General features: G+C 72.1%; 24 protein-coding genes. 9 read left to right on the top strand and 15 right to left on the bottom strand.

Annotated features, from left to right (window positions below; genetic code table 11):
- Positions 1–109: 109 nt before the first annotated feature.
- The 3 genes from AB0A69_RS27210 to AB0A69_RS27200 are packed head-to-tail and all read right to left on the bottom strand — an operon-like array spanning position 110 to position 3,138.
- Positions 110–928, bottom strand: a complete 819-nt coding sequence (locus AB0A69_RS27210) for a carbohydrate ABC transporter permease (protein WP_361427349.1) — start codon at positions 926–928, stop codon at positions 110–112.
- Positions 928–1,821, bottom strand: a complete 894-nt coding sequence (locus AB0A69_RS27205; protein ID WP_361427346.1) for a sugar ABC transporter permease — start codon at positions 1,819–1,821, stop codon at positions 928–930. The genes AB0A69_RS27210 and AB0A69_RS27205 overlap by 1 nt, the downstream gene beginning before the upstream one ends.
- A gap of 12 nt (positions 1,822–1,833) precedes the next feature.
- Positions 1,834–3,138, bottom strand: a complete 1,305-nt coding sequence (locus AB0A69_RS27200; protein WP_361427343.1) for an extracellular solute-binding protein — start codon at positions 3,136–3,138, stop codon at positions 1,834–1,836.
- 149 nt (positions 3,139–3,287) lie between these two features.
- On the opposite strand from AB0A69_RS27200, the gene AB0A69_RS27195 reads away from it, so the two are divergent.
- On the top strand, positions 3,288–4,322 hold the full coding sequence (locus AB0A69_RS27195) for a LacI family DNA-binding transcriptional regulator (RefSeq protein WP_361427340.1): 1,035 nt from the start codon (positions 3,288–3,290) through the stop codon (positions 4,320–4,322).
- A gap of 344 nt (positions 4,323–4,666) precedes the next feature.
- Positions 4,667–6,019 carry an endo-1,4-beta-xylanase gene (locus tag AB0A69_RS27190; protein WP_361427337.1) on the top strand — a complete coding sequence of 451 codons (1,353 nt, stop codon included), beginning with the start codon at positions 4,667–4,669 and terminating at the stop codon, positions 6,017–6,019.
- Between the two features lie 30 nt (positions 6,020–6,049).
- Here the strand turns inward: AB0A69_RS27190 and AB0A69_RS27185 are convergent, their stop codons facing one another.
- Together AB0A69_RS27185 and AB0A69_RS27180 are read right to left on the bottom strand one after the other, a co-directional pair.
- Positions 6,050–6,667 (bottom strand): NAD(P)H-dependent oxidoreductase, encoded by a 618-nt coding sequence (locus tag AB0A69_RS27185; RefSeq protein WP_361427334.1) that lies wholly within the window; start codon positions 6,665–6,667, stop codon positions 6,050–6,052.
- A 17-nt stretch (positions 6,668–6,684) separates the two neighbouring features.
- Entirely contained in the window at positions 6,685–7,101 is a 417-nt protein-coding gene (locus tag AB0A69_RS27180) for a hypothetical protein (RefSeq protein ID WP_361427604.1), read from the bottom strand.
- 173 nt (positions 7,102–7,274) lie between these two features.
- On the opposite strand from AB0A69_RS27180, the gene AB0A69_RS27175 reads away from it, so the two are divergent.
- Entirely contained in the window at positions 7,275–8,069 is a 795-nt protein-coding gene (locus AB0A69_RS27175) for a zinc-binding dehydrogenase (RefSeq protein WP_361427331.1), read from the top strand.
- Positions 8,070–8,221: 152 nt separating this feature from the next.
- Here the strand turns inward: AB0A69_RS27175 and AB0A69_RS27170 are convergent, their stop codons facing one another.
- The 3 genes from AB0A69_RS27170 to AB0A69_RS27160 are packed head-to-tail and all read right to left on the bottom strand — an operon-like array spanning position 8,222 to position 9,176.
- Entirely contained in the window at positions 8,222–8,410 is a 189-nt protein-coding gene (locus tag AB0A69_RS27170; protein WP_361427328.1) for a hypothetical protein, read from the bottom strand.
- Positions 8,411–8,439: 29 nt separating this feature from the next.
- The gene (locus AB0A69_RS27165) at positions 8,440–8,934 is read right to left on the bottom strand and encodes a metallophosphoesterase (RefSeq protein WP_361427601.1); all 495 of its coding nucleotides are present in this window, start codon (positions 8,932–8,934) and stop codon (positions 8,440–8,442) included.
- A 14-nt stretch (positions 8,935–8,948) separates the two neighbouring features.
- Positions 8,949–9,176 (bottom strand): acyl-CoA carboxylase subunit epsilon, encoded by a 228-nt coding sequence (locus AB0A69_RS27160; RefSeq protein WP_361427325.1) that lies wholly within the window; start codon positions 9,174–9,176, stop codon positions 8,949–8,951.
- 161 nt (positions 9,177–9,337) lie between these two features.
- Here AB0A69_RS27160 and AB0A69_RS27155 point away from each other — a divergent pair, with 161 nt between their 5' ends.
- From AB0A69_RS27155 to AB0A69_RS27145, 3 genes are all read left to right on the top strand, one after another.
- Positions 9,338–10,585 carry a type III polyketide synthase gene (locus tag AB0A69_RS27155; protein ID WP_361427598.1) on the top strand — a complete coding sequence of 416 codons (1,248 nt, stop codon included), beginning with the start codon at positions 9,338–9,340 and terminating at the stop codon, positions 10,583–10,585.
- A gap of 123 nt (positions 10,586–10,708) precedes the next feature.
- Complete coding sequence (locus tag AB0A69_RS27150) at positions 10,709–11,896, top strand: cytochrome P450 (protein ID WP_361427595.1); 1,188 nt, start codon at positions 10,709–10,711, stop codon at positions 11,894–11,896.
- Entirely contained in the window at positions 11,893–12,456 is a 564-nt protein-coding gene (locus AB0A69_RS27145) for a cupin domain-containing protein (RefSeq protein WP_361427322.1), read from the top strand. Before AB0A69_RS27150 ends, AB0A69_RS27145 begins: the two co-directional genes overlap by 4 nt.
- 25 nt (positions 12,457–12,481) lie before the next feature.
- On the opposite strand, the gene AB0A69_RS27140 is transcribed toward AB0A69_RS27145, so the two are convergent.
- Positions 12,482–13,774, bottom strand: a complete 1,293-nt coding sequence (locus AB0A69_RS27140) for an MFS transporter (RefSeq protein WP_361427319.1) — start codon at positions 13,772–13,774, stop codon at positions 12,482–12,484.
- 202 nt (positions 13,775–13,976) lie between these two features.
- Positions 13,977–14,444: an SPW repeat protein gene (locus tag AB0A69_RS27135; RefSeq protein WP_361427316.1), complete on the bottom strand. Its 468-nt coding sequence runs from the start codon at positions 14,442–14,444 to the stop codon at positions 13,977–13,979.
- A gap of 184 nt (positions 14,445–14,628) precedes the next feature.
- Between AB0A69_RS27135 and AB0A69_RS27130 the strand changes: the two genes are divergently transcribed.
- The gene (locus AB0A69_RS27130) at positions 14,629–14,946 is read left to right on the top strand and encodes a hypothetical protein (protein ID WP_361427313.1); all 318 of its coding nucleotides are present in this window, start codon (positions 14,629–14,631) and stop codon (positions 14,944–14,946) included.
- On the opposite strand, the gene AB0A69_RS27125 is transcribed toward AB0A69_RS27130, so the two are convergent.
- Complete coding sequence (locus AB0A69_RS27125) at positions 14,919–16,457, bottom strand: SulP family inorganic anion transporter (RefSeq protein ID WP_361427310.1); 1,539 nt, start codon at positions 16,455–16,457, stop codon at positions 14,919–14,921. The two genes, AB0A69_RS27130 and AB0A69_RS27125, sit on opposite strands and share 28 nt — an antisense overlap.
- 660 nt (positions 16,458–17,117) lie before the next feature.
- Between AB0A69_RS27125 and AB0A69_RS27120 the strand changes: the two genes are divergently transcribed.
- Both AB0A69_RS27120 and AB0A69_RS27115 read left to right on the top strand, forming a co-directional pair.
- Positions 17,118–17,552: a subtilase-type protease inhibitor gene (locus AB0A69_RS27120; RefSeq protein WP_361427308.1), complete on the top strand. Its 435-nt coding sequence runs from the start codon at positions 17,118–17,120 to the stop codon at positions 17,550–17,552.
- 334 nt (positions 17,553–17,886) lie between these two features.
- Complete coding sequence (locus AB0A69_RS27115; protein ID WP_361427305.1) at positions 17,887–18,876, top strand: hypothetical protein; 990 nt, start codon at positions 17,887–17,889, stop codon at positions 18,874–18,876.
- Between the two features lie 52 nt (positions 18,877–18,928).
- Here the strand turns inward: AB0A69_RS27115 and AB0A69_RS27110 are convergent, their stop codons facing one another.
- The 4 genes from AB0A69_RS27110 to AB0A69_RS27095 all read right to left on the bottom strand — a co-directional run bounded on the left by AB0A69_RS27110 (position 18,929) and on the right by AB0A69_RS27095 (position 22,085).
- Positions 18,929–19,327 carry a response regulator gene (locus AB0A69_RS27110; protein WP_361427302.1) on the bottom strand — a complete coding sequence of 133 codons (399 nt, stop codon included), beginning with the start codon at positions 19,325–19,327 and terminating at the stop codon, positions 18,929–18,931.
- Positions 19,328–19,433: 106 nt separating this feature from the next.
- Positions 19,434–21,107 carry an NAD(P)/FAD-dependent oxidoreductase gene (locus AB0A69_RS27105; protein ID WP_361427299.1) on the bottom strand — a complete coding sequence of 558 codons (1,674 nt, stop codon included), beginning with the start codon at positions 21,105–21,107 and terminating at the stop codon, positions 19,434–19,436.
- A 23-nt stretch (positions 21,108–21,130) separates the two neighbouring features.
- Positions 21,131–21,610, bottom strand: a complete 480-nt coding sequence (locus tag AB0A69_RS27100; RefSeq protein ID WP_361427296.1) for an SRPBCC family protein — start codon at positions 21,608–21,610, stop codon at positions 21,131–21,133.
- An 88-nt stretch (positions 21,611–21,698) separates the two neighbouring features.
- A complete protein-coding gene (locus AB0A69_RS27095; RefSeq protein WP_361427293.1) occupies positions 21,699–22,085 on the bottom strand; it encodes a hypothetical protein in 387 nt (128 codons plus the stop codon).
- Positions 22,086–22,120: the final 35 nt, after the last annotated feature.

The following is a 22,120-nucleotide window of genomic DNA, read 5'->3' as shown; positions in this document are numbered from 1 at the left end:
TCCTGGGCGGAGCCGGACGGGACGGGGCTGTCGACGTCCTGGGCGAGGTGGGCCGGGACGGGGGCCGCGGACGGCGGCTGGGCTTCGGCCGTGTCGGCCGGGTTGGTGGTCACTTTCCTCCCACACCCATCAGGCCCTGGACCAGGGCGCGACGGGCGAACAGGTAGACGAGCAGGACGGGCAGCATGGACAGGACCACGGCGGCCAGCAGTCCGGGGATGTCGACGCCGTGCTCGGTCTGGAAGTCGTACAGACCGAGCGTGATCAGCTTGGTGGAGTCGGACTGGGTCAGGACGAGCGGGAACAGGAAGCCGTTCCACGCCTGGAGGGCGGAGAACACCACGATCGTGGACAGGCCGCCCTTGGAGAGGGGCAGCACGAGCCGGAAGAACATCCGGCGCGGCGAGGCACCGTCCACGGCCATGGCCTCGTACAGCTCGGGCGGGATGTCCCGCATGGCGCCGCTGAGGACGAGCGCGGAGACCGGCAGGCAGAACGCCGCGGTGGGCAGGACGACGCCGATGAGGTTGTCGTACAGACCGGCCTGGCTGATGAGGTAGAACATCGGGACGATCACGGCCTGGGCCGGGATGGCCAGGCCGAGCAGGAAGAGCCGGAAGGCGCCGGAGGTGATCCGGCCGCCGCCGCGCACGATCGCGTACGCCAGCGGCGGCACGAGCAGCAGCACCAGGCCGACCACGGCGGCGGTGACGAGGAGCGTGTTGAGGAAGTACTGCCCGAAGCCGCCGGTGAGGGCGCTGCGGTAGTTGTCGAGGGTGAGGGTCTCGGGGAGGGCCAGTGGGCCGTTGCGGGCGTAGTCGGATCGGGAGCGGACCGTGGCCGTGAGCATCACGTACAGCGGAAGGCCGACGAGGAACAGCCAGAGCAGCGAGCCCGCGCCCGCGAGGTAGTGGGGTCGTGGCTTCATCAGAGGCCCTCCGTGGAGCTGCGCATCCTGTCGTAGCCGGAAGCCCGCACCACGACCAGCGAGACGACGGTCGCCGCGGCGACGAGGACCAGGGCGACGGCCGATCCGGCGCCGAAGTCGAAGCCCTTGAACGCCTTTTGGTACATGTAGTAGGCGCTGATGGTGGTGTCGGTGCCGGGGCCGCCCTGGGTCAGGATGAGGACGGTCTCGAAGGTGGTGAGCCCGCCGACGACCATGAGGACCACCGAGGTGATCATCGCGTTGCGCAGCTGGGGCAGGGTGATGTGGAAGAACCGGCGGTAGCGCCCTGCGCCGTCGATGAGCGCGGCCTGGTAGAGGACGGGCGGGATGGCCCGGGCGGCACCCTGGTAGATCAGCGTGTGGAACGGCGTGAACTGCCAGGTCGAGACGAACGCCAGGACGCCGATGGCGGTGGCCTGCCCTCCGAAGAGGTTGCCGTCGCCGAAGAGCCAGGTGGCCCGCGAGGGCACCCCGAAGTTCGGGTCGAGCACCGCACGCCACAGCACCGAGACGGCGGTGGTGGAGAGCAGCAGCGGGACGAAGTAGACGGCCGACAGCACCGCGCGGTTGCGCTGGTGTCCCGCGGCCCAGACGCCGAGCAGGATGCTCAGCGGGGTCTGGACCGCCACGCCGAGCGCGGTGAGCAGAAGGCTGAGCCAGATGCTCTCGATCATGACGGGGTCGCGGAAGACCCTGGTCCAGTTCGACGTGCCGGCGAACTCGGGCGGTCCGAGGCCGTTCCAGGTCGTGAAGGACAGGACGGCGACCATGAGGAGGGGGACGAGCGCGAAGAGGGCGAAGAACACGGTGGCGGGGAGCGCCCAGCCGAAGCCGGGGCGGCCCATCCGGGTCGTCTGGGGCTGTGAGGTCATGTCGGTTCGGCGTCAGACCGTCGGGAGGGCCTGCATGGCCTTGATGAAGCCGTCCGCGTCGGTCCGGCCGTTGAGGAAGCTCTGCACGGCCTGGTGGATGGGCGTGATGGCGGCCGGCGGGTAGGCCTGGTCCCAGGACAGCTGGAACGAGGGCGCCTTCTTGACCAGGTCGAACTGGTAGCGGGAGTACGCCGGGTTGGCGGCGGTGCCGAGGAACTTCTCGGTGTTGGTCGTGGTGGGCAGGTTGCCGACGGCGAGCTGTTCCTTGACGAAGATGTCGGAGTACATCAGCTTCAGGAACTCCGCGACGGCCTCCGGGTGCTTGGTCTTCTTCAGCACCGAGTAGAAGTTGTTGGTGTTGCCGACGAGGTTGGCCTGGTCGCCCTTGCCGCCCGGGACGGCGGGGAAGGCGGTGTAACCGAGGTGCTTCTCGGCGAACTCCTCGTCGGCGTCCTGGTGGGTCGCGTACGCCCACGAGCCCATCAGCTCGAAGCCCGCCTTGCCGCTCGCCAGGAGGGCCGGGGAACCGCCGTCGGTGAACTTCACCGAGTCGGCGTTGGAGCCGAAGGCGCCAGCGTCGACGAGCTCCTGGAGCGCGCGCAGGGCCTTCCTGCTGTCGGCGCTCTCCCAGACGCTCTTGTCGCCCTCCAGCGCCTTCTGGAACAGCTCGGGGCCCGCGATGCGGTCGTAGAGGTACTCGAACCACATGAGGGTCGGCCACTTGTCGCCGCCGCCGAGCGCGATCGGCGTGACGCCCCGCGCCTTCAGGACCTTCACCGCGGCGAGCAGTTCGTCCCAGGTGCGGGGCGGCTGGATGCCTGCCTCGGCCAGCACCTGCTTGTTGTGGAACAGCAGGACCGGCTGCGTACCGCGCATGGGCACGCCGTACGGCGTGCCGTCGATGACGGCGGTGTTGAAGACGGACGGCAGGAACCGGGACAGCAGGTGCGGGTCGTTCTTGGTGAACTCGTCCAGGGGCAGCAGCAGGTCGGCCTTGATGTACGGTGCGATGCTGCCGCCGCCCCAGTGGAAGAAGACGTCCGGGGCCTGCGGAGTGCTGATGACGGTCTGCAGCTTCTGCTGGTAGTCGGCGCCCGGGATGGTGTCCAGGACGGCCTTGACCTTCGACGTCTTGTTGAACTCGTCGACCAGCCGCTTCTCGACCTTGTTGGTGGCGTCTCCGTAGACCAGGACGTGGAACTCGCCCTCGCCGGACGACGCCTCGCCGGCGCCACCCCCGCAGGCCGCGAGGCTCAGGGCCATGGCCAGGGTCACGCCGGCCGCGAGCATACGGGGGGAGCGCGCACGTGTCTTCATCGCCTAGCCTCTCGAAAGTTTCCGGCGTATGAGCGAAAGTCGCTGCGAGTCCTGGACAGTAGGGCAGCCTCCCGCAGCCGTCAACGGGGTACGAGCGGACGACCGGACGGCGGGACCACGGCCGTCGGGAGGTGCCCTATCCTTCGGGCATGCGTGATGACGACGGTGCGGACGGCCGGGTGACCCTGGCGGAGGTGGCCGAGCAGGCCGGTGTCTCCCTCTCGACGGTTTCGAAAGTCCTCAACGGCCGATCCGACGTCTCCCTCCCGACCCGCACCAAGGTCGAGCGGCTCCTGGTCACCCACGGCTACCGGCGCCGCGCGCAGGGCTCGCCCCACGCGCCGCTGATCGAGCTGGTCTTCCACGAGCTGGAGAGCGTCTGGGCGATGGAGCTCATCCGCGGGGTCGAGAACGTCGCGAAGCAGCACAACGCCGGAGTCGTCCTCACCGAGAGCGGCACCCGCCACTCCCCCGGGCCCGACTGGGTCGAGGGGGTCCTGCGGCGCCGCCCGCTCGGCGTCGTGCTCGTCTTCTCGACCTTGCCCGACGCCGTCAAGAAGCAGCTCAGGTCCCGTGCGATCCCGTTCGTCATCATCGATCCGGCCGGGGATCCCGAGCCGGACGTGCCCTCCGTCGGCTCCGCCAACTGGTCGGGTGGCATGGCCGCGACCCGCCACCTCATCGACCAGGGGCACGAGCGCATCGCCATCATCACCGGGCCCGAGGACATGATGTGCTCGCTCGCGCGGCTCGACGGCTTCCGCTCCGCCATGACGGTGGCCGGCCTGGCGGTCGACCCGCGCCACGTGCGGTTCGGCGACTTCCACGTCCAAGGCGGCTTCTCGCACGCCATGGAGTTGCTCGACGGGCCGGACCGGCCCACCGCGATCTTCGCCGGCAGCGATCTCCAGGCGCTGGGGGTGCTGGAGGCGGCACGCCTGAAGGGCCTGAGCGTCCCAGGAGACCTGTCGGTCGTCGGGTACGACGACGTCCCGCTCGCCCAGTGGTCGAGTCCTGCCCTGACGACGGTCCATCAGCCGCTGCGGCAGATGGCCGAGGAGGCGGCCCAGATGCTGCTGCGTCCGCGCGACCCCGGAAAGGCCGCGCTGCGCATGGAGCTGGCCACCAAGCTGGTGGTGCGCAAGAGCACCGCGCCGCCGACGCCCCGGGGGGCCTCGGCCTGAGGCGAGGCGCTCTCGTCCCGGCGGTTGACCGCCCGGAGCGGCGGCCGTATGGTCTGGCCAACCTTCGGAAGAAGTTCCGAAAGTTTCGAAGCGGCCATCCTGGCAGGAACACTGCTTCGAAGCAGGGAGTGCATGCCGACGCACGCGCCATTCGGCGGGGCGCCCTGCCCGGCATGTCTGTCGACGAACGGCAGCCGACCCATCAGCCGTCCGGACGCTCCTCCGGTCGTCCGGCACCGCCAGAAGAGGACCACGACATGGTCATGCGTACCTCCGTGAGCCCCGAACCCGCCTCGACCCCCTTATCCGCACCCGCATCCGCACCCGCATCCGCATCCGCGTCGGTGCCCGCACGTCCGGGCCGGCGGTTCCGGGCGCGCCGCCTACTCACCGCCGGTACGGCCTTCCTGCTCGCCGCGGCGGGCGTGACCGCTCTGTCCGGCACGGCCGAGGCCGCGAGCACCCTCGCATCGGCGGCGTCCGCCAAGGGCCGCTACTTCGGGACCGCCGTGTCGGCGCAGTACCTGGGAGAAGCGCCGTACGTCTCCACACTCAACACCGAGTTCAACTCGGTCACGCCCGAGAACGAGATGAAGTGGGACGCCCTGGAGGGCACCCGCAACTCGTTCACGTTCACCTCGGCCGACCGGATCGTCAACCACGCCCTGGGCAGGGGCATGACGGTCCGCGGCCACACCCTGGTGTGGCACTCGCAACTGCCCGGTTGGGTCGGCGGTCTGGGCACCGCCGACCTGCGGTCGGCGATGAACAACCACATCACCCGCGTCATGCAGCACTACAAGGGCAAGGTCGTCGCCTGGGACGTGGTCAACGAGGCGTTCCAGGACGGCAGCAGCGGCGCCCGGCGGAGCTCGCCCTTCCAGGACAAACTCGGCAACGGGTACATCGAGGAGGCCTTCCGCACGGCCCGTGCCGCCGACCCCGGCGCCAAGCTCTGCTACAACGACTACAACACCGACGGCGTCAACGCGAAGAGCAACGCGGTCTACGCCATGGTCAGGGACTTCAAGGCGCGTGGCGTACCGATCGACTGCGTGGGCTTCCAGTCGCACTTCAACAGCGCGTCGCCGGTGCCCGCCGACTACCAGGCCAACCTCCAGCGCTTCGCCGACCTCGGCGTCGACGTCCAGATCACGGAGCTCGACATCGAGGGTTCGGGTACCGCCCAGGCCACGAGTTACGGCAACGTCGTCAAGGCGTGCCTGGCCGTCTCGCGCTGCACCGGCATCACCGTCTGGGGCGTCACCGACAAGTACTCCTGGCGCAGCAGCGGCACGCCGCTGCTCTTCGACGGCAACTACGCCAAGAAGCCCGCGTACCACGCCGTGCTGGCCGCGCTCGGAGGCAGCGGCGGAGGCGGCGGGGGCGGCGCCACCTGCTCCGTGTCGTACACCAGGACAGCGCAGTGGAACGGTGGCTTCAACGGCCAGGTGACCGTGACCGCGGGCGCCGCGCCGATCACCGGCTGGACCACCACGGTCACGGTGACGCCGCCGCAGAAGGTCTCCGCCACCTGGAACGGCACCCCCAGTTGGGACGCCAGCGGCAACGTCATGACGATGAGGCCGAACGGCAACGGCAGCCTGGCGGCCGGAGCCTCGACCAGCTTCGGCTTCACCGTCATGACCAACGGCAACACCTCGGCCCCGGTCCTCGGCGGCTGCACCGCGTCCTGACGCACCGTCACCCAGGGCTCCAGCGCGAGGCTACCGCTCCCCGGCCTCCTCCTCGTAGGGGAACCGGGCGAGCGGGGCCTCACGCTGGAAGAAGGTCTTGGCGCGTATCAGCGCCCGCTCGTCGTTCCGCACCTGTCCGGGCCGGGAACCGTTGCCGAACAGCACCCCTCCGAACCGCATCCCCATGTACGCGGCCGAGTTGTGGAGGCTGGTCACCAGGCCGTCGGCGACGACCTCCTCCCGGTGCGCCATGACCGTCACTCCCCACAGGGTCCGGCCGGCCATCCGCTCCTTGAAGTCCGAGCCGGGCGCCACCAGCCAGCCCGACCAGTAGTCCAGGTACCGCTTGGTGTGCGCGGAGAGGGTGTACCAGTACAGGGGCGAGGCGATGACGATGTCGGTGGCCTCCAGCGTGGCCTGCCGCAGCATCTCCTCGGTCTCTCCGGTCGACCAGCCGGCGGTCTCGTGCCGTCCGTCCTGGAAGTCGGGCAGCGGCAGTCGGGACAGGTCCACCCAGCGCTGGGGCGTGCCGTGCGGCAGTTGCTCGGCGGCGGCTCTCGCGAGGATCGCGGTGTTGCCGTCCGGGCGGGAGCTGCCGAGGACGAAGAGGAACGAGCGGTCCGTGTCGTGCGTCGTGTCGGTGGTCATGCTGTCTTACAACCGCGTCACTCCGCGGGTATTCCGGCGGCGGACCGGTGCGGCGGCTCCGTCCCCCACGGGACGACCACGACCTGTACGTCGTCCTCGTAGACGATCCGCCCCGGGGACGACGACTCCACGCGCTCGCATGCCACTCCGTGGGCCGCCAGGAGGTCCAGGTAACCGGTCACCCGGTCGATGAGGTGCACGGCCGTGGTCTTGAACCACGCGACGGCACCGGGGTTCACGTCCTGGTCGTAGACGCCGGGGTCGGTGGCGGAGGGGTCGGGGTAGGCGGCGTCGTACCAGTCGTTGCCCGCCCGCCAGAACCGGTACTCCTCCTCGGAGAGCCGGCCGTCCCTGGCGAGCCCGTTGGCCAGCGCGAACACGCCCGGGTAGTGGCCCCGTTGGCTGCGGATCGTTCCCTGGAACCTCACGTACAACGCGTTCCCGCCCTCTCCCACCGGTCCGCCTCCGTCCGTTTCCGCCCGTCTCCGCCATCCGTCGCTACCGCGATCTTGACAGCTTAGGTTGACGGCATGTGAGCCCGTAGCCTGATCGCCGTACGTGGCGGCAGGTCGATTGCCGCGCCTGGCACGCTTCCTGAGGAGGCGTCATGCGCACGACCGTCAACGCGACCATGAGGGCCGTCGTGCTGGACGGGCCCGGGCCGGGGCAGCGGGTCGCCGCCATGATGGGCGGCATGGGCCGCACCTTCGACGGCGGCTACGCCGAGTACACCGTGGTGCCGCGCTCCCAGGTGATCCCGTTCGCCTCGGACCTCCCCTGGGAGACCCTCGGCGCCGTCCCCGAGACCCTCCAGACCGCCTACGGCTCCCTCACGGTGGGCCTGGATCTGAAGCCCGGCCCGACGCTGCTGATCCGCGGTGGAACCTCGGCCCTGGGCCTGGCCGCGACGGCCCTGGCGAAGGACATGGGCGCCACCGTCCTGGCCACGACCCGCGATGCCGGGCGCACCGCGGCCCTCACCGCCCACGGTGTCGATCACGCCGTGGTGGACGACGGCATGGTCGCCGACCGGGTACGCGCGCTCGTCCCCGCCGGTGTGGACGCCGCCCTCGAACTGGTCGGCACCCCCACCCTGCCGGACACGCTGGCGGCCACCCGCGTCCACGGCACGGTGTGCTTCACCGGGATGCTGTCCAACCAGTGGACCGTGCGCGACTTCTATCCGATCGCCTACCTGCCCACAGGGGTGCGGCTGGCCGCCTACTCCGGCGACGCCGCCGACCTGCCCGCCGCCGTCCTGCAGGGGTATCTCGACCGCATCGCCACCGGCGGGATCGGGCTCGGGCCCGTCCACGCCTACTCCCTCGACGAGATACCCACCGCCCACCGGGACCTGGAGGAGGGCCGCAAGGTGGGAAAGCTCGTCGGCCTCACCGCGTGACGCGGTCGTCCGCCGCCACCGGCATCCGCCGCTGGAGCACCGCCACCTGGTGGGGGTGGGCGGATGTGCGCGTGCCGGAGGAGCAGGTCGCGCGCGGCCGCCGCCCGGGGATGTATGGCAAAGCGGTCCGCCGCTGTGCGGCCGCAGGGGGCCTACCTCTCGCGGTCCTTCTCGCGGCGCACCGACTCCTGGGCCGTGGGGCTCGGGGTCAGGGTGTCGGCCGCCTCGCCGTTCTTCCCCCTGCGGTCCCGCTTCTCCTCGTCGATGTCGAGTTCGGCCTCCTCGAACTCGTGCAGGACCTCTTCCGTCGCCGTCTCGGGCGTGTGCTTCCGCTCGTTCATGGTCTCCGTGTTCCTCGGCTCGCGCCGGACTAACCCAGGCGGTGAAGCTCGGCCTCGGTGAGGCGGCCGCCGGTCACCAGGGCCGTCATGTACGTGCGGTACGGCTGGCGGCGCCGGTCCGTCGGGGAGCCCGGGTTGAGCAGCCGCAGGCCGCCCGGGGCCGTGGTGTCCCACGGGATGTGGCTGTGTCCGAAGACGAGGACGTCGAGGCCGGGGAACCGCTCCTCACAGCGCCGTTCGCGGCCCTGGGCCGGGCCGGTGTCGTGGACGACGGCGAAGCGCAGGCCGCCGAGGTCGGCGTGGGCCACCTCGGGAAGGCGGGCGCGCAGGTCGGGGCCGTCGTTGTTGCCGTACACGGCGATCAGGCGCCGGGCGCGGCTCTCGAGCAGGTCGAGTGTGGCGGCGTCCACCCAGTCCCCCGCGTGCAGCACCACATCGGCCCGGTCGACGGCGTCGAGCAGCTCGGCGGGCAGCTGCCGGGCGCGTTTGGGCACGTGGGTGTCGGAGGTGAGCAGCAGCCGCAGGGCGTCGCCGTCGCTCATCGCCGGCGGTGGTGGACGGCCGCGCCCAACCGGGCGCGCCACGATCCGGGCGAGGGGTGCGCCCGCCAGCCGCGGTCCCACTCGGCCCTGCGCCGGGCGGCCGTGGGTCCGGCTGCCGTGTGCTCGGTGGCGTACCGGGAGGCGAGTGCGGTCAGCACGGCGGTGAGCGCCGCGAGCTCGGTGGCGGTCGGGCGGCCGTGGACGATGCGGAGGTGGTGCGGCATTCCCTCATGCTGCGCCGACGCCCTCGGCCGGGGCATGCCGTGCTCGGCCGCACGGGTGAGACGTGGGCACGCCACGCCGTCGCTGTTGTTGCGCGCGCCGCGCACGCCACTTCTCCGTGCCGTGCGCCACGGCCGCCGGTGCGGCGGGGCCTGACGCCGTGATGCGGCCCATGAGCGGGTCCGCCGGGAGGGGAAACGGCCGCCGGGCACCCCGGGCCTCGGCGGCGGTTCACCGGTCCCGGGGAGGGCCGCGCTCACCGGATCGGCTCAACGGGGCCGGAATTCCTCGACGCGCGCCCTCGCCGCGGGTCCGTGATCCTTTGAGCAAACGCGACGAAAGGGCTTACGTCATGGCCACGTTGTGCAGACCTGCGGTGGCGGTCCCCGAGCATGTGATCACCATGCAGCAGACACTCGATCTGGCGCGCTCCATCCACGCGGACCACCCGCAGCTGGCGCTGGCGCTGCGACTGATGGAGAACACCGGCGTACGTAAACGGCATCTCCTGCGACCGATCGAGGAGACGCTCAAGCACCCCGGTTTCGAGGCCCGCAACGCCGTGTACGAGGCGGAGTCGAAGGCCCGTGTGCCCGCCGTCATCCGCCAGGCTCTCGAAGACGCCGAGCTGCGTGCCCAGGACATCGACGTGATCATCTACGTCTCCTGCACCGGCTTCATGATGCCGTCCCTGACGGCCTGGCTCATCAACACCATGGGTTTCCGATCCGACACCCGTCAGGTGCCCATCGCACAGCTGGGCTGTGCCGCCGGCGGCGCGGCGATCAACCGCGCCCACGACTTCTGCACCGCCTACCCCGAGGCCAACGCCCTCATCGTGGCCTGCGAGTTCTGCTCGCTGTGCTACCAGCCCACCGACCTGGAGGTCGGCAACCTGCTGTCCAACGGGCTCTTCGGCGACGGCCTCGCCGCGGCGGTGATGCGCGGGCGCGGCGGGACCGGGATCTCGCTGGAGCGCAACGGCTCGTACCTGGTGCCGCAGACGGAGGAGTGGATCGCCTACGACATCAAGGACACCGGGTTCCACTTCAAGCTGGACAAGCGGGTGCCGGGCACCATGGAACCACTGGCTCCGGCGCTTAAGGAGCTGGCGGGGCAGCACGGTTGGGACGCGTCCGACCTGGACTTCTACATCATCCACGCGGGCGGGCCACGCATCCTGGACGACCTCAGCAAGTTCCTGGGGGTGGAGCCGGAGGCGTTCCGCTTCAGCCGGGCGACGCTGACCGAGTACGGCAACATCGCCAGCGCCGTCGTCCTGGACGCGCTGCGCCGGCTGTTCGACGAGGGCAGCGCGGAGCATGAGGCGCGCGGCCTGCTGGCCGGGTTCGGCCCCGGCATCACGGCCGAGATGTCCCTCGGCCGCTGGACCATCTCCGATCAACGCTGACCGGGCCCCGGACACCGTTCCCGACCGCGTCTTCAACAGAGGATTCGCACCGTGCTGGATGAGACGACCACGGCCACCACGGCCGAAACGGCTGACACGGCCGACACGGCCGACACGGCCACGCTGCCGCCCGTACGCCCCTGGCCCGCGCTCGACCTGTTCGGGGTCGACTTCGACCCGGTGCTCGCCGAGCTGATGCGGGAGGGGCCGGTCACCCGGATCAAGCTGCCCAACGGCGACGGCTGGGCCTGGCTGGTGACGCGCTACGACGACGTGCGGATGGTGACCAACGATCCGCGCTTCAGTCGCAAGCTGGTGGCCCAGCACAACGTCACCCGGCTCGCCCCGCACTTCATCCCCGTCGACGGGGCGGTCGGCTTCGAGGACCCGCCCGACCACACCCGGCTGCGCCGGGCGGTGGCGCCGGCGTTCACCACGCGCGGTGTGGAGCGGGTCCGGGAACGGGCCCGGGAGAGCCTCGACGAGCTCGTCGAGGAGGTGCTGCGGGACGGGCCGCCGGCGGACTTCACCGAGCGGCTGCTGGAACCGTTCCCGCTGGCCGTGGTCTGCGAGCTGATGGGCGTGCCCCAGGCCGACCGGCCGCAGATGCACGAGTGGACGTCGCTGATCCTGTCCTCGGCCAAGGGTGCCCAGCGCAGCCAGCGGGCCAAGGACGAGATGTGCGCGTACTTCGCGGAGGTGCTGCGCGAGCGGGGTGCGGGCGGCGGCGAGGACGTCATCGGCCTGCTGGGGGCGGCGGTCGAGGCGGGCGAGATCACCGCCTCGGAGGCGGTGGGGCTGGCGCTGCTGATCCAGATCGGCGGGGAGGCGGTCACCAACAACGTCGGCAACATGGTCTTCATCCTGCTCACGCACCCCGAGCACCTCGCCCGGCTGCGCGCCGAACCGGGGATCCGCCCGCGCGCCATCGACGAGCTGCTGCGCTACATCCCGCACCGCAGCGCCGTCGGCCTGTCCCGGATCGCGCTGGAGGACGTGACGGTCGCCGGCGTACGCATCCGGGCGGGTGAGCCGGTCTACGTGTCGTACCTGGCGGCCAACCGGGACCCGGACGTGTTCGCCGACCCGGAGACGATCGATTTCGACCGGAGCCCCAACCCCCATGTGGCGTTCGGGTACGGGCCGCACTACTGCGTCGGCGCCATGCTGGCGCGGCTGGAGTCGGAGCTGCTCGTCGACGCCCTGGCGGATCGTTTCCCCGGACTCCGGTTCGCGGTCCCGGTGGATCGGCTCCGGTTCCGCCGGGGCGCGCTGATCCGTGGACCCGAGTCCCTCCCGGTGACCTGGTGACCGCGCACCACGGGACGCCGGCGGCCCTGCTCGCCGGCGCGCCCGACGGGCTGCTGGTGCCGACGGGGCACGGCAGGACGCTGCGTACGCCCGCCCAGCAGGTGACGTTCAAGGTGACGGGCGAGCACTCGCGGGCGGCGTCCAGCTTCGAGGTGGTGGTGCCGCCGGGCTTCGACGTGGGGGCCCACCTCCACACACGGAGCGAGGAGCTCTTCTACGTACTGGAGGGAGAACTGGACGTCCTGGCGTTCGAGCCGCGCGTACGCACGCCGGACGACTGGCGGCACTGGGAGTCGGCGTCCGGGAAGCGGACGGTGCGGGCCACGCCGGGCACGGTCATCGTGGTGCCACCGGGCTGCCCGCACGCGTTCGCCAACCGCACGGACACCCCGGCCAAGATGTTCTTCCAGGCGTCGCCGCCGCCGGACCACGAACGCTACTTCGAGGAGCTGCTGGAGATCCTGGACCAGGGCGGCCCGCCGGACCACGACGCGATCGCGGCGTTGCGGGCGCGGTACGACATCGAACAGCTGACGCCGTTGCGGCACGACGCGACGTAGGGGTCGGGTCCGGAGCAGGCGGGGTTCATCGTTCCAGCTCCTTGTGGGCGCTCTCCGGCAGCCGCAGGTAGACGAGTGCGGACAGCAGGCAGAGGGCGGAGACGTACCAGGGGAACAGCCCGGGGCGGTCGAGGTCCTTGAAGAGGGTGCCCACATAGGGGGCCGTCCCGCCGAAGAGCGCGACGGTGAGGGAGTACGGGAAGCCGATGCCGGCCGCCCGCACCCGGGCCGGGAAGATCTCGGCGTTGACGGCCGCCGAGATCGACGTGAAGCCGGTCAGGAGCACCATGCCCGCGCACTGGACCAGCAGGAGCGTGCCGAAGCCGCTGATGGAGCGCAGGAGCGGCACGCTGAGGACCGCGAAGCCGACGCCGAAGAAGAGCAGCAGCGGTTTGCGGCCGTACCGGTCGGACAGCAGGCCGCCGAGCGGCTGCAGCAGCGCGAAGAAGCCGAGGGCGAGGGTGCCCGCGAGCAGCGCGTCGGCCTTGGCGACACCGGCGTTGAGCTCGGCGTACGTGGGGAGGTACGAGGTCCACGTGTAGTACGCGATGGTGCCGCCGGCCGTGATGCCGCAGATCAGCAGGGACGCGCGCGGGTGGTGGCGCAGGGCGTCGAACAGGCCGGGGCGGGGGCGGCCGCCCTCGCCGTCGGCGGGGGTGAGCGTCTCGTGCGCACCGCGCCGGATCCAGAACCCGACCAGGCTGAGGGCCGCACCGAGGAGGAAGGGGACGCGCCAGCCCCAGCTCTCCATCGCGCCGGCGCTGAGGGTGCCGACCAGAACGGCCGCGATGCCGGAGGCGGCGAGCTGGCCGACGGTCGTCGAGACGTACTGGAAGCTGGAGAACAGTCCGCGGCGGCCCGGGCCGGCCGACTCGACGAGGAAGGTGGTGGAGGCGGCGAACTCGCCGCCCACCGACAGTCCCTGGAGCAGCCGAGCGGCGACGAGGATCACGGGGGCGGTGAGGCCGGCCGTCGCGTACGTCGGGGTGAGCCCGACGAGCAGGCTGCTGCCGCCCATGAGCAGGATGGTGACGGTCAGGGCGGCGCGTCTGCCGTGCCGGTCGGCGACGGCGCCCATGAGGAGGCCGCCGACGGGGCGCATGAAGAAGCCCACGGCGAAGACGGCGAAGGTGGCGAGGAGGGGGACGAGGGAGGTCTCGGCCCCTTTGGGGAATATCTGGCCGGCGATGTACGTGGCCAGGAAGGTGTAGGCGTACCAGTCGTACCACTCGACGGCGTTGCCGACGGAGGCCGCGAGGAGTTGCCGGGCGGGGCGGTGGCCGGGCCCCGGGCGGGCCGGAGCAGAAGTCGATGTCATGATCACGGCCATCCCCGCGCCGGGGTCGTCGCACACCTGTCCCGTGTTACGTGTTCGTGTGGTCGGTGCGCGGGGCCGGTGCCGGGGGTCCTGGCATGCGGCGGCCCCGGCGCCGTCGGTGGCGTCGGGGCCGTACGGGGGGCGCGTCGGTGCGCGCGTCACCTCATGTCGAGCGTGTCAGCTCCTCGTTCCGTACCGTTCCTCACTCCATGGTCGGGCCGGGGCCTCCGCGGACGCGGGTGCGTCCGGAGCGGGCTTCGCTCTTGGCGGCTGCGGCCATGGCCGCGCCGAGCAGCAGAGCCACGACGCCGACGATGATGTTGTTGACCACACTGCGGGTCGTGTCGACGTTGCCGGCGACGACCCACGGGGAGACGATCGTCCATGCGCCGATGGCGCAGGCGCACCAGGCCATGGCGTGGGTCCGCTCGTACGCCGAGGTGAACCCGCCCATGCACAGCACGTAGGCGATACCGGTGATCAAGTTGGTCACGGCGAGAGCGGTGAGGCCGCTGAACCCGGCGATCCAGGGCGAGGCGGCCAGGTAGACACCTGTGAGAAGGCCCAGCGTCTCGACCGCCTGGCTACGGGGGTTGCTGGTCGCACGCTCGAACCGGGAGCGCATCTCGGCCAGATCGGGGTGTTGCTCGATGCTCGGATGAGTGGTCATTGCGGGCCTGCCTCCTATGGAAGACTTTATCTGCCCTTTATCCCATAAAACTCCTTTCGGACCTTTTGGTCAACAGGCGGAGATCCCCCTCTCCGCGGCCCGCGTCACGACACCTGCGGGGCTCCCGGTCGTTGATCTTCGGCAGGACCGAGGACTGAGGACTGACGAAGTCGAGAGGGGAACCGTGAATCTCCGTTCCGCCCGCACGACCGGTGCCACCGTCACCGCCGGTGCCGCCGGTGCCGCACGTATCGCCGGCGCCGCCCGTACCGCCCGCACCGTGAATCTCCGCGCCGCCGCCGTGGCCGCGGTCGCCGGTGCGCTGCTCGGCACCGGGACCGCGGCGCAGGCCGCCGCGCAGCCCGTGGGGCAGCCCACGGAACGACAGCCTTCAGGGCAGGCCGTCGGGCACGAGCCGGACCAGGCCGTCGGGCTGGTCAAGAAGGACCGGCTGACGCCCTGGTCCGTCGTCGGCTACGCCCTCGACACGGCCGAGGGCTGACCCGCCGGATCCGCGGGAGCCGCAAGGGCCCCCGGGCCCACCGGGGCCGGGTGGAGCAGGCGGACCGGCTCGGTGTCGGCGTCGTTGTGGCGCAGCGCCCAGTTCTCCAGGGCGACCCGGCACGCGTGGTCGAGGTGGCGCACCCCGGACAGGTCCAGCTCGATGGGCCGGTCCTGGGGCAGGCCCTCCAGCTGCTCCAGGATCTTCGGCAGCCGCAGGAAGGTGGCGTTGCCGGTGATGGCGACCACGAGCCGGCCCCCGGTGAGCTCCCGGGTCTCGACGTGGAGGTGGGAGGTCTCCCACGCGGTCTTGCACACGGCGAGCAGCAGCCCGAGCATCACCCCTTCGAAGAGGTTGGTGAACAGGATGGCGAGGGCGGTGACGCCGAGGATGACGGCCTCGCCCCGGTGTTCACGCCACAGCGGGCCGAGATCCTTGACCGGTACGAGCTTGCAGCCCGCGTGAACCAGGATGCCGGCGAGCGCGGCGAGCGGGATGGCGCCGATCGTCGCGGGCAGCAGGGCCGCGAACAGCAGCAGCCACAGCCCGTGCAGGAAGCGGGAGAGCGATGTGCGGGCGCCCGCCTGCACGTTGGCGGCGCTGCGTACGATCACGGCGGTCATCGGCAGGGCGCCGAGCGCCCCGCAGATCGTGTTGCCGACACCCTGCGCCATGAGCTCCTTGTCGTAGTCGGTGCGCGGACCGTCGTGCATGCGGTCCACCGCGGCCGCGCTGAACAGGCTCTCGGCGGAGGCGATCAGGGTGAAGGCGAGGATGGTCCCGATCGCCGCCACTCCGGCGAGGTCGCTGAAGTCGCCGAGGCCGGGCGGCTGGACGGCTTCCAGCAACCCCTGCACCTCGACCTTGGCGACGGGCAGCTCGAACAGCGCGACCACGGCCGTGGCCAAGCCCACCGCGACCAGCGGGCCGGGCACCACCCGGACCCGCGCGGGCAGCCGCGGCCACAGGACGAGGACGGCGACGGTGCCCGCGCCGAGGAGGAACGCGGTGAGCGCGGTGCCTCCGGAGGCGACGGAGGCGGCCAGCGAGGGCAGTCCGGCAAGCTTGCCGAGACCACCGGAGGGCTGGGTGGTGTCGGCCATCGCGTACACCTGGCCCAGCACGATGACGAGGCCGATGCCCGCGAGCATGCCTTGGACGACGGCGACGGAGATGGCCCGGAACCAGCGGCCGAACCGCAGGGCTCCGAGGGCGAGTTGGAGCAGCCCCGATATGAGGACGATGGCGCCGAGCGCGCCGACGCCGAACTCCTGCACGGCCTCGAAGACGAGGACCGTCAGGCCAGCGGCGGGGCCGCTCACCTGAAGGGAGCTGCCGGGCAGCGCGCCGACGACGAGCCCGCCGACGATGCCGGTGATCAGGCCCAGTTCGGCCGGTACGCCGGAGGCGACCGCGATGCCCACGCACAGGGGCACGGCTACGAGGAAGACGACGAGCGACGCGAGGAAGTCGCGGCGCAATACGGACGGGTCTTTGAAAGCGGTGAACATGAGGGTGTGTTCCTAGCGTTGCGGTCCGCCGACAACGGCGGCGGGCAGCGGACGTCGGACGGCGAGGAAGCCGAGCGGGCCGGGACAGGGGGCCGAGCGCCTCACGGCGACCCGAACTCCCCTTGTGGGTACGTCCGGTGGGCGGTCGCCCGTTCAGGAACAGCGGCTTTCGGGTGGTACATCTGGCCTGCCTCCTGCGCGCCGGGCCGTGGCCTGGGGCGCGGTGTGGTCGGGTCATGGACGGGGCCGGCGGGCCGCGGGGTCTCCGCGGCTGCGTCGGGGGGCGCGACACCGTGGTGCGGTGTCCATGCGAGCGTGCCCCACTGCGACGTCGCCGACTTTGCCTGAACATTACCTTCAGATGAAAGCCGGTTCCAGCGCCACCCTGAGCCATGTTGCCGTTACGTTTCAGCCGTGTTGACCCGGCGCCGGTCCGCAGGGTTCTACGCATCGTGAACTTTTGAACCGTATCGGGCGGCCCCGTAGGGCCTGGTGACGAGGTGTCGGGTGAGCCGGCGGAGGCTTCCGGGCAGGCGGTTTCGCGTCACTGCTTGAATAACAGACAAAACTGAAAAGCATCGCTGAATGTGCGTCAACAGCCCGTACCAGGCAGTGTGTCCACCGTACCCATCCGGGAAACCGAACGAGAGGATTCATGCCATGCGGACGCTGGTAAAGCGCGCCCTCATATGCGGCCTGGCCACTGTGGCCGCCGTCGCCCCGCTGACCGCTGCGGAGGCCGCGGAGTCCGCCGAGGCCGGGCAGCGGCTCTACGCCCCGAGCGCGCTCGTCCTCACCATCGGGCAGGGCGAGGACGTCGCGTCCTCGACGCCCCTGCGGGCGACCACGCTGACCTGCGCCCCCACCCCCGGCGGCACGCACCCGGCACCGAAGCGGGCGTGCGAGGAACTGCGTGCGGCGCAGGGCCGGTTCGACCAGCTCGGCGGAGACGAGCAGCGCCCCTGCATCAAGATCTACGACCCGGTGGTCGTCACCGCGCAAGGCGTCTGGGAAGGCCGACGCGTGGACTACACCCGCACATTCCCCAATTCCTGCGTGATGGAGACCGAAAGCGACAGTGTCTTCGCTTTCTGATCCCGCCTCCGTACTTCTTCGGTCCTACGCGTGAGGGGCGAACGGGCGGGACGGAATGCCCGGGTGCGCCCTCCCCCGCGGCCCGCACGGCCGGCACCAAGACGGCCGTGCGGGCCGTCGCCATACGTGCGTACCCTGCGTGACGGCCGGAGTTTCCCCGTCCTTTCCCCGGGGTCTTCGCCCGGGTCGTTTGCCGCTCCGCGGCATTACGTTTCGTATACCATCCCTTGACCCGGCGGCGGTCCGGTCCGCTCGGGAGGGGCCCGGCTCCCGCGTGCTACGACTGCCACGCTCCCGGGAGGAGAAACCCGGCGCGGACGGCCACAGTGGTCCTATGCGGGATCTGGACAGCGTCGCCGACGAGCTCTACGGGCTGCGGCCCGACCGCTTCACCGCGGCCCGGAACGCGCGGGCCGCCGAAGCCCGCAAGGCCGGCGACCAGGCCCTCGCGGACCGGATCAGGGCCCTGCGCAAACCGACCCTGGCCGCGTGGGCCGGCAATCTGCTCGTACGGGAACGGCCGGAGGAGACACGGTCGCTCGTCGCCCTCGGCGAGGCCCTGCGGCGGGCGCACCACGAGCTGGACGGGGAGCGGCTGCGGGAGCTCGGCCACCGCCGCCATCTCGTGGCCAGGGCGCTTGCGCGGGAGGCGGGGCAGCTGGCGGCCGAGGCGGGGCAACCGGTCGGCGAGGACGTCCTGCACGAGGTCGAAGGGACGCTGAACGCGGCGCTCGTCGATGCGGGGGCGGCCGAGGAGTGGGCGGCCGGGCGGCTGGCGAGACCGCTGAGCGCGCCGGTCGGCTTCACGGCGGCCTCGCCGGACGCGGTGGCGGAGCGGCCGCGGCGCCCTCCTCCGCCGCCGCCCGGGACCGGGGACAAGGCCCGGGAGGGGAAGCGGAAGCACCAGGGGGAGGAACGGCAGGAACAGCGGCGGCGCGAGGGGCTGGAGCGGCAGGCGCGGCTGGGGCAGGCCCGCCGGCAGGCCGCGGCGGCCGAGCGGGAAGCACGGGAGCGGGAGGAGCGGCACCGGCGGGCGCGGGAGGACCGGGAGCGCGCGGAGGAGAGGCTGCACGAGGCGGAACGGCGGGCAGCCGCGCTGGCCGAGGAGCTGCACGAGGCGGAACGGCGGGCAGCCGCCCTCGCCGAGGAGCTGAGAGCCGCCGAGGAGCGGCGGCGCACGGCCGCCGCCGGGGCCCGGGAGGCGCGGGACCGGGCCCTGGAGGCCGAGCGCGAGGCGCGCCGGGCGCGCCGTCGGGCCGAGGACGCGGCCGGGGAGGCGGGCCGCGAGGAGCGGTCCCCGGGTGGGCCGGCCGGGGCCGGGTGAGCGCCCGCGCGGCGGGGGCCGGGTGAGCGCCCGCGGGGGCCCGGGTGGCGCTCTACGCCGGTGAGAGGCGCCGGCTGGTGCCGTGGAGGTAGCCCACCTTGATGCGGAGCGCCCACGGGTCGATCGGTTTGACGAGGAGGTCCGCGGCGCCCAGGCGCAGCGCGTCGCGCTGCAGCTGCGCGCTGGCGCCCCAGCCGGTGATGAGGATGACCGGGATGTGCCGGGTGTGTTCGAGCCGCTGCATGTAGAGCAGGACGTCCAGTCCGCCCAGCACCGGCATGACGACGTCGAGGACGGTGACGGCGATCCCGCCGCGCAGCACCGCCTTGAGGGCCGCGTCGCCGCTGGTCGCCAGTTCCATGGGGTGGCCGAGTGGCGCGATGGCGGACTGCAGTGCGAGCAGGTTGTCCTCGTGGTCGTCCACCAGCAGGACCTTGTCCCCGACGGCCATGGCTCCTCACCTCCGCTCCATGCCGCTCGACGGGGCCGGCGGGCGGCCGCGCGACCCCACTCACCCAGCATGCGCTCCTTACGCCGTCCGTGGCAGGTCGTTCGGCTCAGAAACCGCCGCGGTGGCCCCTCCTCGCCAGGGCGCTCTGCGCGCGGGCCAGGGTGCGGCGGACCGGGCGCGTGCTGCGCAGGGCGGCGCGCGCGGCGTTCGCGCCGGGGGCGCCGTGCACGCCGCCCCCCGGGTGTGCTCCCGCCGACGCGAGGTACAGGCCCTCGACGGGTGTCTCGGGGCGGCCGGTGCCCGGGACGGGCCGGAAGACGAGCTGCTGGTGCAGGGCGGTCGTGCCGCCGTTGACGGCGCCGTCGCGGAGGTTGGCGTCCAGGGCCTCCAGGGTGGGCGGCGCGAGGACGCGGCGCGCGCGGATCCGGGCGCGGAAGCCGGGGGCGAACCGTTCGACCTGCGTCTCGACGCGGTCGGCCATGGCCTCCTGCTCGCGCGGGTCCCAGGTGCCGGTGAGGGCGTCGTCGCCCGCGTCGCCGCGTACGCGGTGCGGCACGTGGGTGTACGCCCAGGCCGACTCGGTCCCCGCCGGCGAGCGGGCCGGGTCGGCGGTGGTCATCTGGCCGACGAGGAGGAACGGCCGGTCGGGCACCCGGCCCATGGCGATCTGGGCCGCGAAGCGGGTCAGCTCGTCCATACCGTCGGCCAGGTGCACGGTGCCCGCCCCGGCGGCCTGCTCCGCGGTCCACGGCACGGGCCCCGACAGGGCCCAATCGACCTTGAAGGTGGCCCAGTCCCACTGGAAGCGGCGCAGGTCGTCCAGGAGCCGTGCGGGCAGGTGCTCGGGGCCGACGAGCTCCCCGTACAGCGCCGGTGCGGCGACGTCGGCCAGGATCGCCCGGTCGGCGGGCACCGTCTCCCCGTCGTCGGTGCGGACCGCCACGGCCCGTCCGGAGCGTACGACGACTTCCACGACCCGCTCCCCGCAGTGCAGCACCCCTCCGCGCCGCTCCAGGCGGCGTACGAGGGCGGCGGTGAGGGCGCCTGAGCCGCCGACCGGGACCGGGTAGCCGACGGTCTGGCCCAGCATGGACATCAGCCAGCCGAAGCCGCCACTGGCCGCGGACTCGGGCGCGAGGTCCGCGTGGAGGGCGTTGCCCGCCAGGAGCAGCCGGCCGCCTTCGCCGTGGAACTCCTCCTCGCCGAGGCGGCGCGCGGGCAGCAGCAGCGTACGGGCGAGGTGCAGGCCTCCAGGGGCGCGCAGCCGGGCGAGCAGGCGGGCCGAGGAGCGCAGCGGTGGGAAGGGGGTGAACAGGGCGCCCAGGATGTCCTCGCCGACCCGGTCCCAGATGTCGCACAGACCGTCCCAGGCGAGGCCGTCGCCGGGGGCGAACCGTTCGAGGCCGGCCGCCGTGGCCGCCCGGTCCCGCTCCAGCACGGCGCAGCGGCCGTCGCCGAGGGGATGGGCGAGGACGCGGGGCGCGTGGCTCCAGCGCAGGCCCTCCTCGTGGAGGTTCAGGCGTGCGATCACGGGCGAGGCGACGGCGAGCGGGTAGAAGGCGCTGAACACGTCGCTGACGTACCCCGCGTCCACGCCGCGGTCGCTGCGGACCGCCCCGCCGGGCTCGTCGTTGGCTTCCAGAACCTCGACGCGCCATCCCGCGTCGGCGAGGACGTTCGCCGCGACGAGCCCGTTGGGGCCCGCTCCGATGACGACCGCGTCGGGCGCGGTGGTCTCCAGGGCGGGGGTGTGCCAGGCCGGTTCCGGTGTCCGTGGCATCGCTCTCTCCGTGCGGTCGGCCCTCAGGGTGTGCCGGTGGTGCGGGTTTCGGCGGTCCGCGGCGCGTCGGGGGCGGTCCGCTCCACCACGTCGGCGAGGCGGCCGAGCATGGCCCGGTGGCGCAGTTGCAGCAGGGCGTCGAGGACCGCGTTGTGCAGGAACCCGCCGGGCCCGCGCAGCGGGTGCTCGTCGAGGACGACGAGCGTCTCGTCTCCCCAGGGGCGCAGCTCGATGGCGATCCTGGCGGTGCCGAGGGCGCCGCTGCGGGCCTCCAGTTCCAGGGTCCGGGGCGGGTCGCAGTTGCGTACGACGGTGTCGCCCTCGGCCGTGTACGGGCCGAGGCGCACGGTGTACGCGATCTCGGAGCCGACCTCGGGCCAGCTGTCGTCCTTCTGACGGGACGAGTCGGTGCCGACGACCCAGTCGGCGTACCGCGATCCGTCCGCGAGGACGGCCCACACCGCTTCGGGGGGCCTTCTGATCAACCGGTGCCGTACAGCCATGGTGCCTCCATGCCTCCAGGCGTCCTTCAGAGCCTCCAGGCGTCCTTCAGACGGTCGGACGGTCGCGGGGATGAGAATGAGCGGCGGCTCAGCGCGGGGCGAGCAGCAGGCGCGACTCCTTCTCGTGCTCGCCGGACACCGACTCGGAGGTGCGTACCTCGAAGAGGCGGCCGAGCGCCTTCTCCACCTCGGCCACCGCCTGGTGGTCGCCCGTCAGCAGGGCCTGGACGGGGTGTCCGAGGTGCGGCGGGCCGGGGGGCTGCTCGCTCGAGTGCGCCGAGCTGTCGAACGTCGCCACCCAGACGGTCGGCTCGTGGTCGTGGCGCTGCTCCGGTCCGGTGGCGGGCGCGTCACAGGCCGAGAAGACGTGGTCGAGCGTGTCGAAGACGATGCGCGCCTCCTCGCGACCGCAGTCGCTCAGCTGGACGGTGACGTCACAGTCCGCAGGGTGGTTCTTCGTTGCCTTGTTCTCCACGTCGCTCCACTCCTTCGTCCGCTGGTCCGCAGGGG

The sequence above is a fragment of the Streptomyces sp. NPDC045431 genome, from assembly GCF_040646655.1.
GTDB lineage: Bacteria > Actinomycetota > Actinomycetes > Streptomycetales > Streptomycetaceae > Streptomyces.
Note: the sequence above shows the minus strand (reverse complement) of the source record. Positions and strands in the feature narration are given on the sequence as shown.

Excerpts from the sequence above, each read along its gene's own strand:
- AB0A69_RS27210 (WP_361427349.1), bottom strand. The coding sequence starts at position 928 with ATGAAGCCACGACCCCACTACCTCGCGGGCGCGGGCTCGCTGCTCTGG.
- AB0A69_RS27205 (WP_361427346.1), bottom strand. The coding sequence starts at position 1,821 with ATGACCTCACAGCCCCAGACGACCCGGATGGGCCGCCCCGGCTTCGGC.
- AB0A69_RS27200 (WP_361427343.1), bottom strand. The coding sequence starts at position 3,138 with ATGAAGACACGTGCGCGCTCCCCCCGTATGCTCGCGGCCGGCGTGACC.
- AB0A69_RS27195 (WP_361427340.1), top strand. The coding sequence starts at position 3,288 with ATGCGTGATGACGACGGTGCGGACGGCCGGGTGACCCTGGCGGAGGTG.
- AB0A69_RS27185 (WP_361427334.1), bottom strand. The coding sequence starts at position 6,667 with ATGACCACCGACACGACGCACGACACGGACCGCTCGTTCCTCTTCGTC.
- AB0A69_RS27175 (WP_361427331.1), top strand. The coding sequence starts at position 7,275 with ATGCGCACGACCGTCAACGCGACCATGAGGGCCGTCGTGCTGGACGGG.
- AB0A69_RS27170 (WP_361427328.1), bottom strand. The coding sequence starts at position 8,410 with ATGAACGAGCGGAAGCACACGCCCGAGACGGCGACGGAAGAGGTCCTG.
- AB0A69_RS27160 (WP_361427325.1), bottom strand. The coding sequence starts at position 9,176 with ATGCCGCACCACCTCCGCATCGTCCACGGCCGCCCGACCGCCACCGAG.
- AB0A69_RS27155 (WP_361427598.1), top strand. The coding sequence starts at position 9,338 with ATGCGGCCCATGAGCGGGTCCGCCGGGAGGGGAAACGGCCGCCGGGCA.
- AB0A69_RS27140 (WP_361427319.1), bottom strand. The coding sequence starts at position 13,774 with ATGACATCGACTTCTGCTCCGGCCCGCCCGGGGCCCGGCCACCGCCCC.
- AB0A69_RS27135 (WP_361427316.1), bottom strand. The coding sequence starts at position 14,444 with ATGACCACTCATCCGAGCATCGAGCAACACCCCGATCTGGCCGAGATG.
- AB0A69_RS27125 (WP_361427310.1), bottom strand. The coding sequence starts at position 16,457 with ATGTTCACCGCTTTCAAAGACCCGTCCGTATTGCGCCGCGACTTCCTC.
- AB0A69_RS27120 (WP_361427308.1), top strand. The coding sequence starts at position 17,118 with ATGCGGACGCTGGTAAAGCGCGCCCTCATATGCGGCCTGGCCACTGTG.
- AB0A69_RS27115 (WP_361427305.1), top strand. The coding sequence starts at position 17,887 with ATGCGGGATCTGGACAGCGTCGCCGACGAGCTCTACGGGCTGCGGCCC.
- AB0A69_RS27110 (WP_361427302.1), bottom strand. The coding sequence starts at position 19,327 with ATGGCCGTCGGGGACAAGGTCCTGCTGGTGGACGACCACGAGGACAAC.
- AB0A69_RS27105 (WP_361427299.1), bottom strand. The coding sequence starts at position 21,107 with ATGCCACGGACACCGGAACCGGCCTGGCACACCCCCGCCCTGGAGACC.
- AB0A69_RS27100 (WP_361427296.1), bottom strand. The coding sequence starts at position 21,610 with ATGGCTGTACGGCACCGGTTGATCAGAAGGCCCCCCGAAGCGGTGTGG.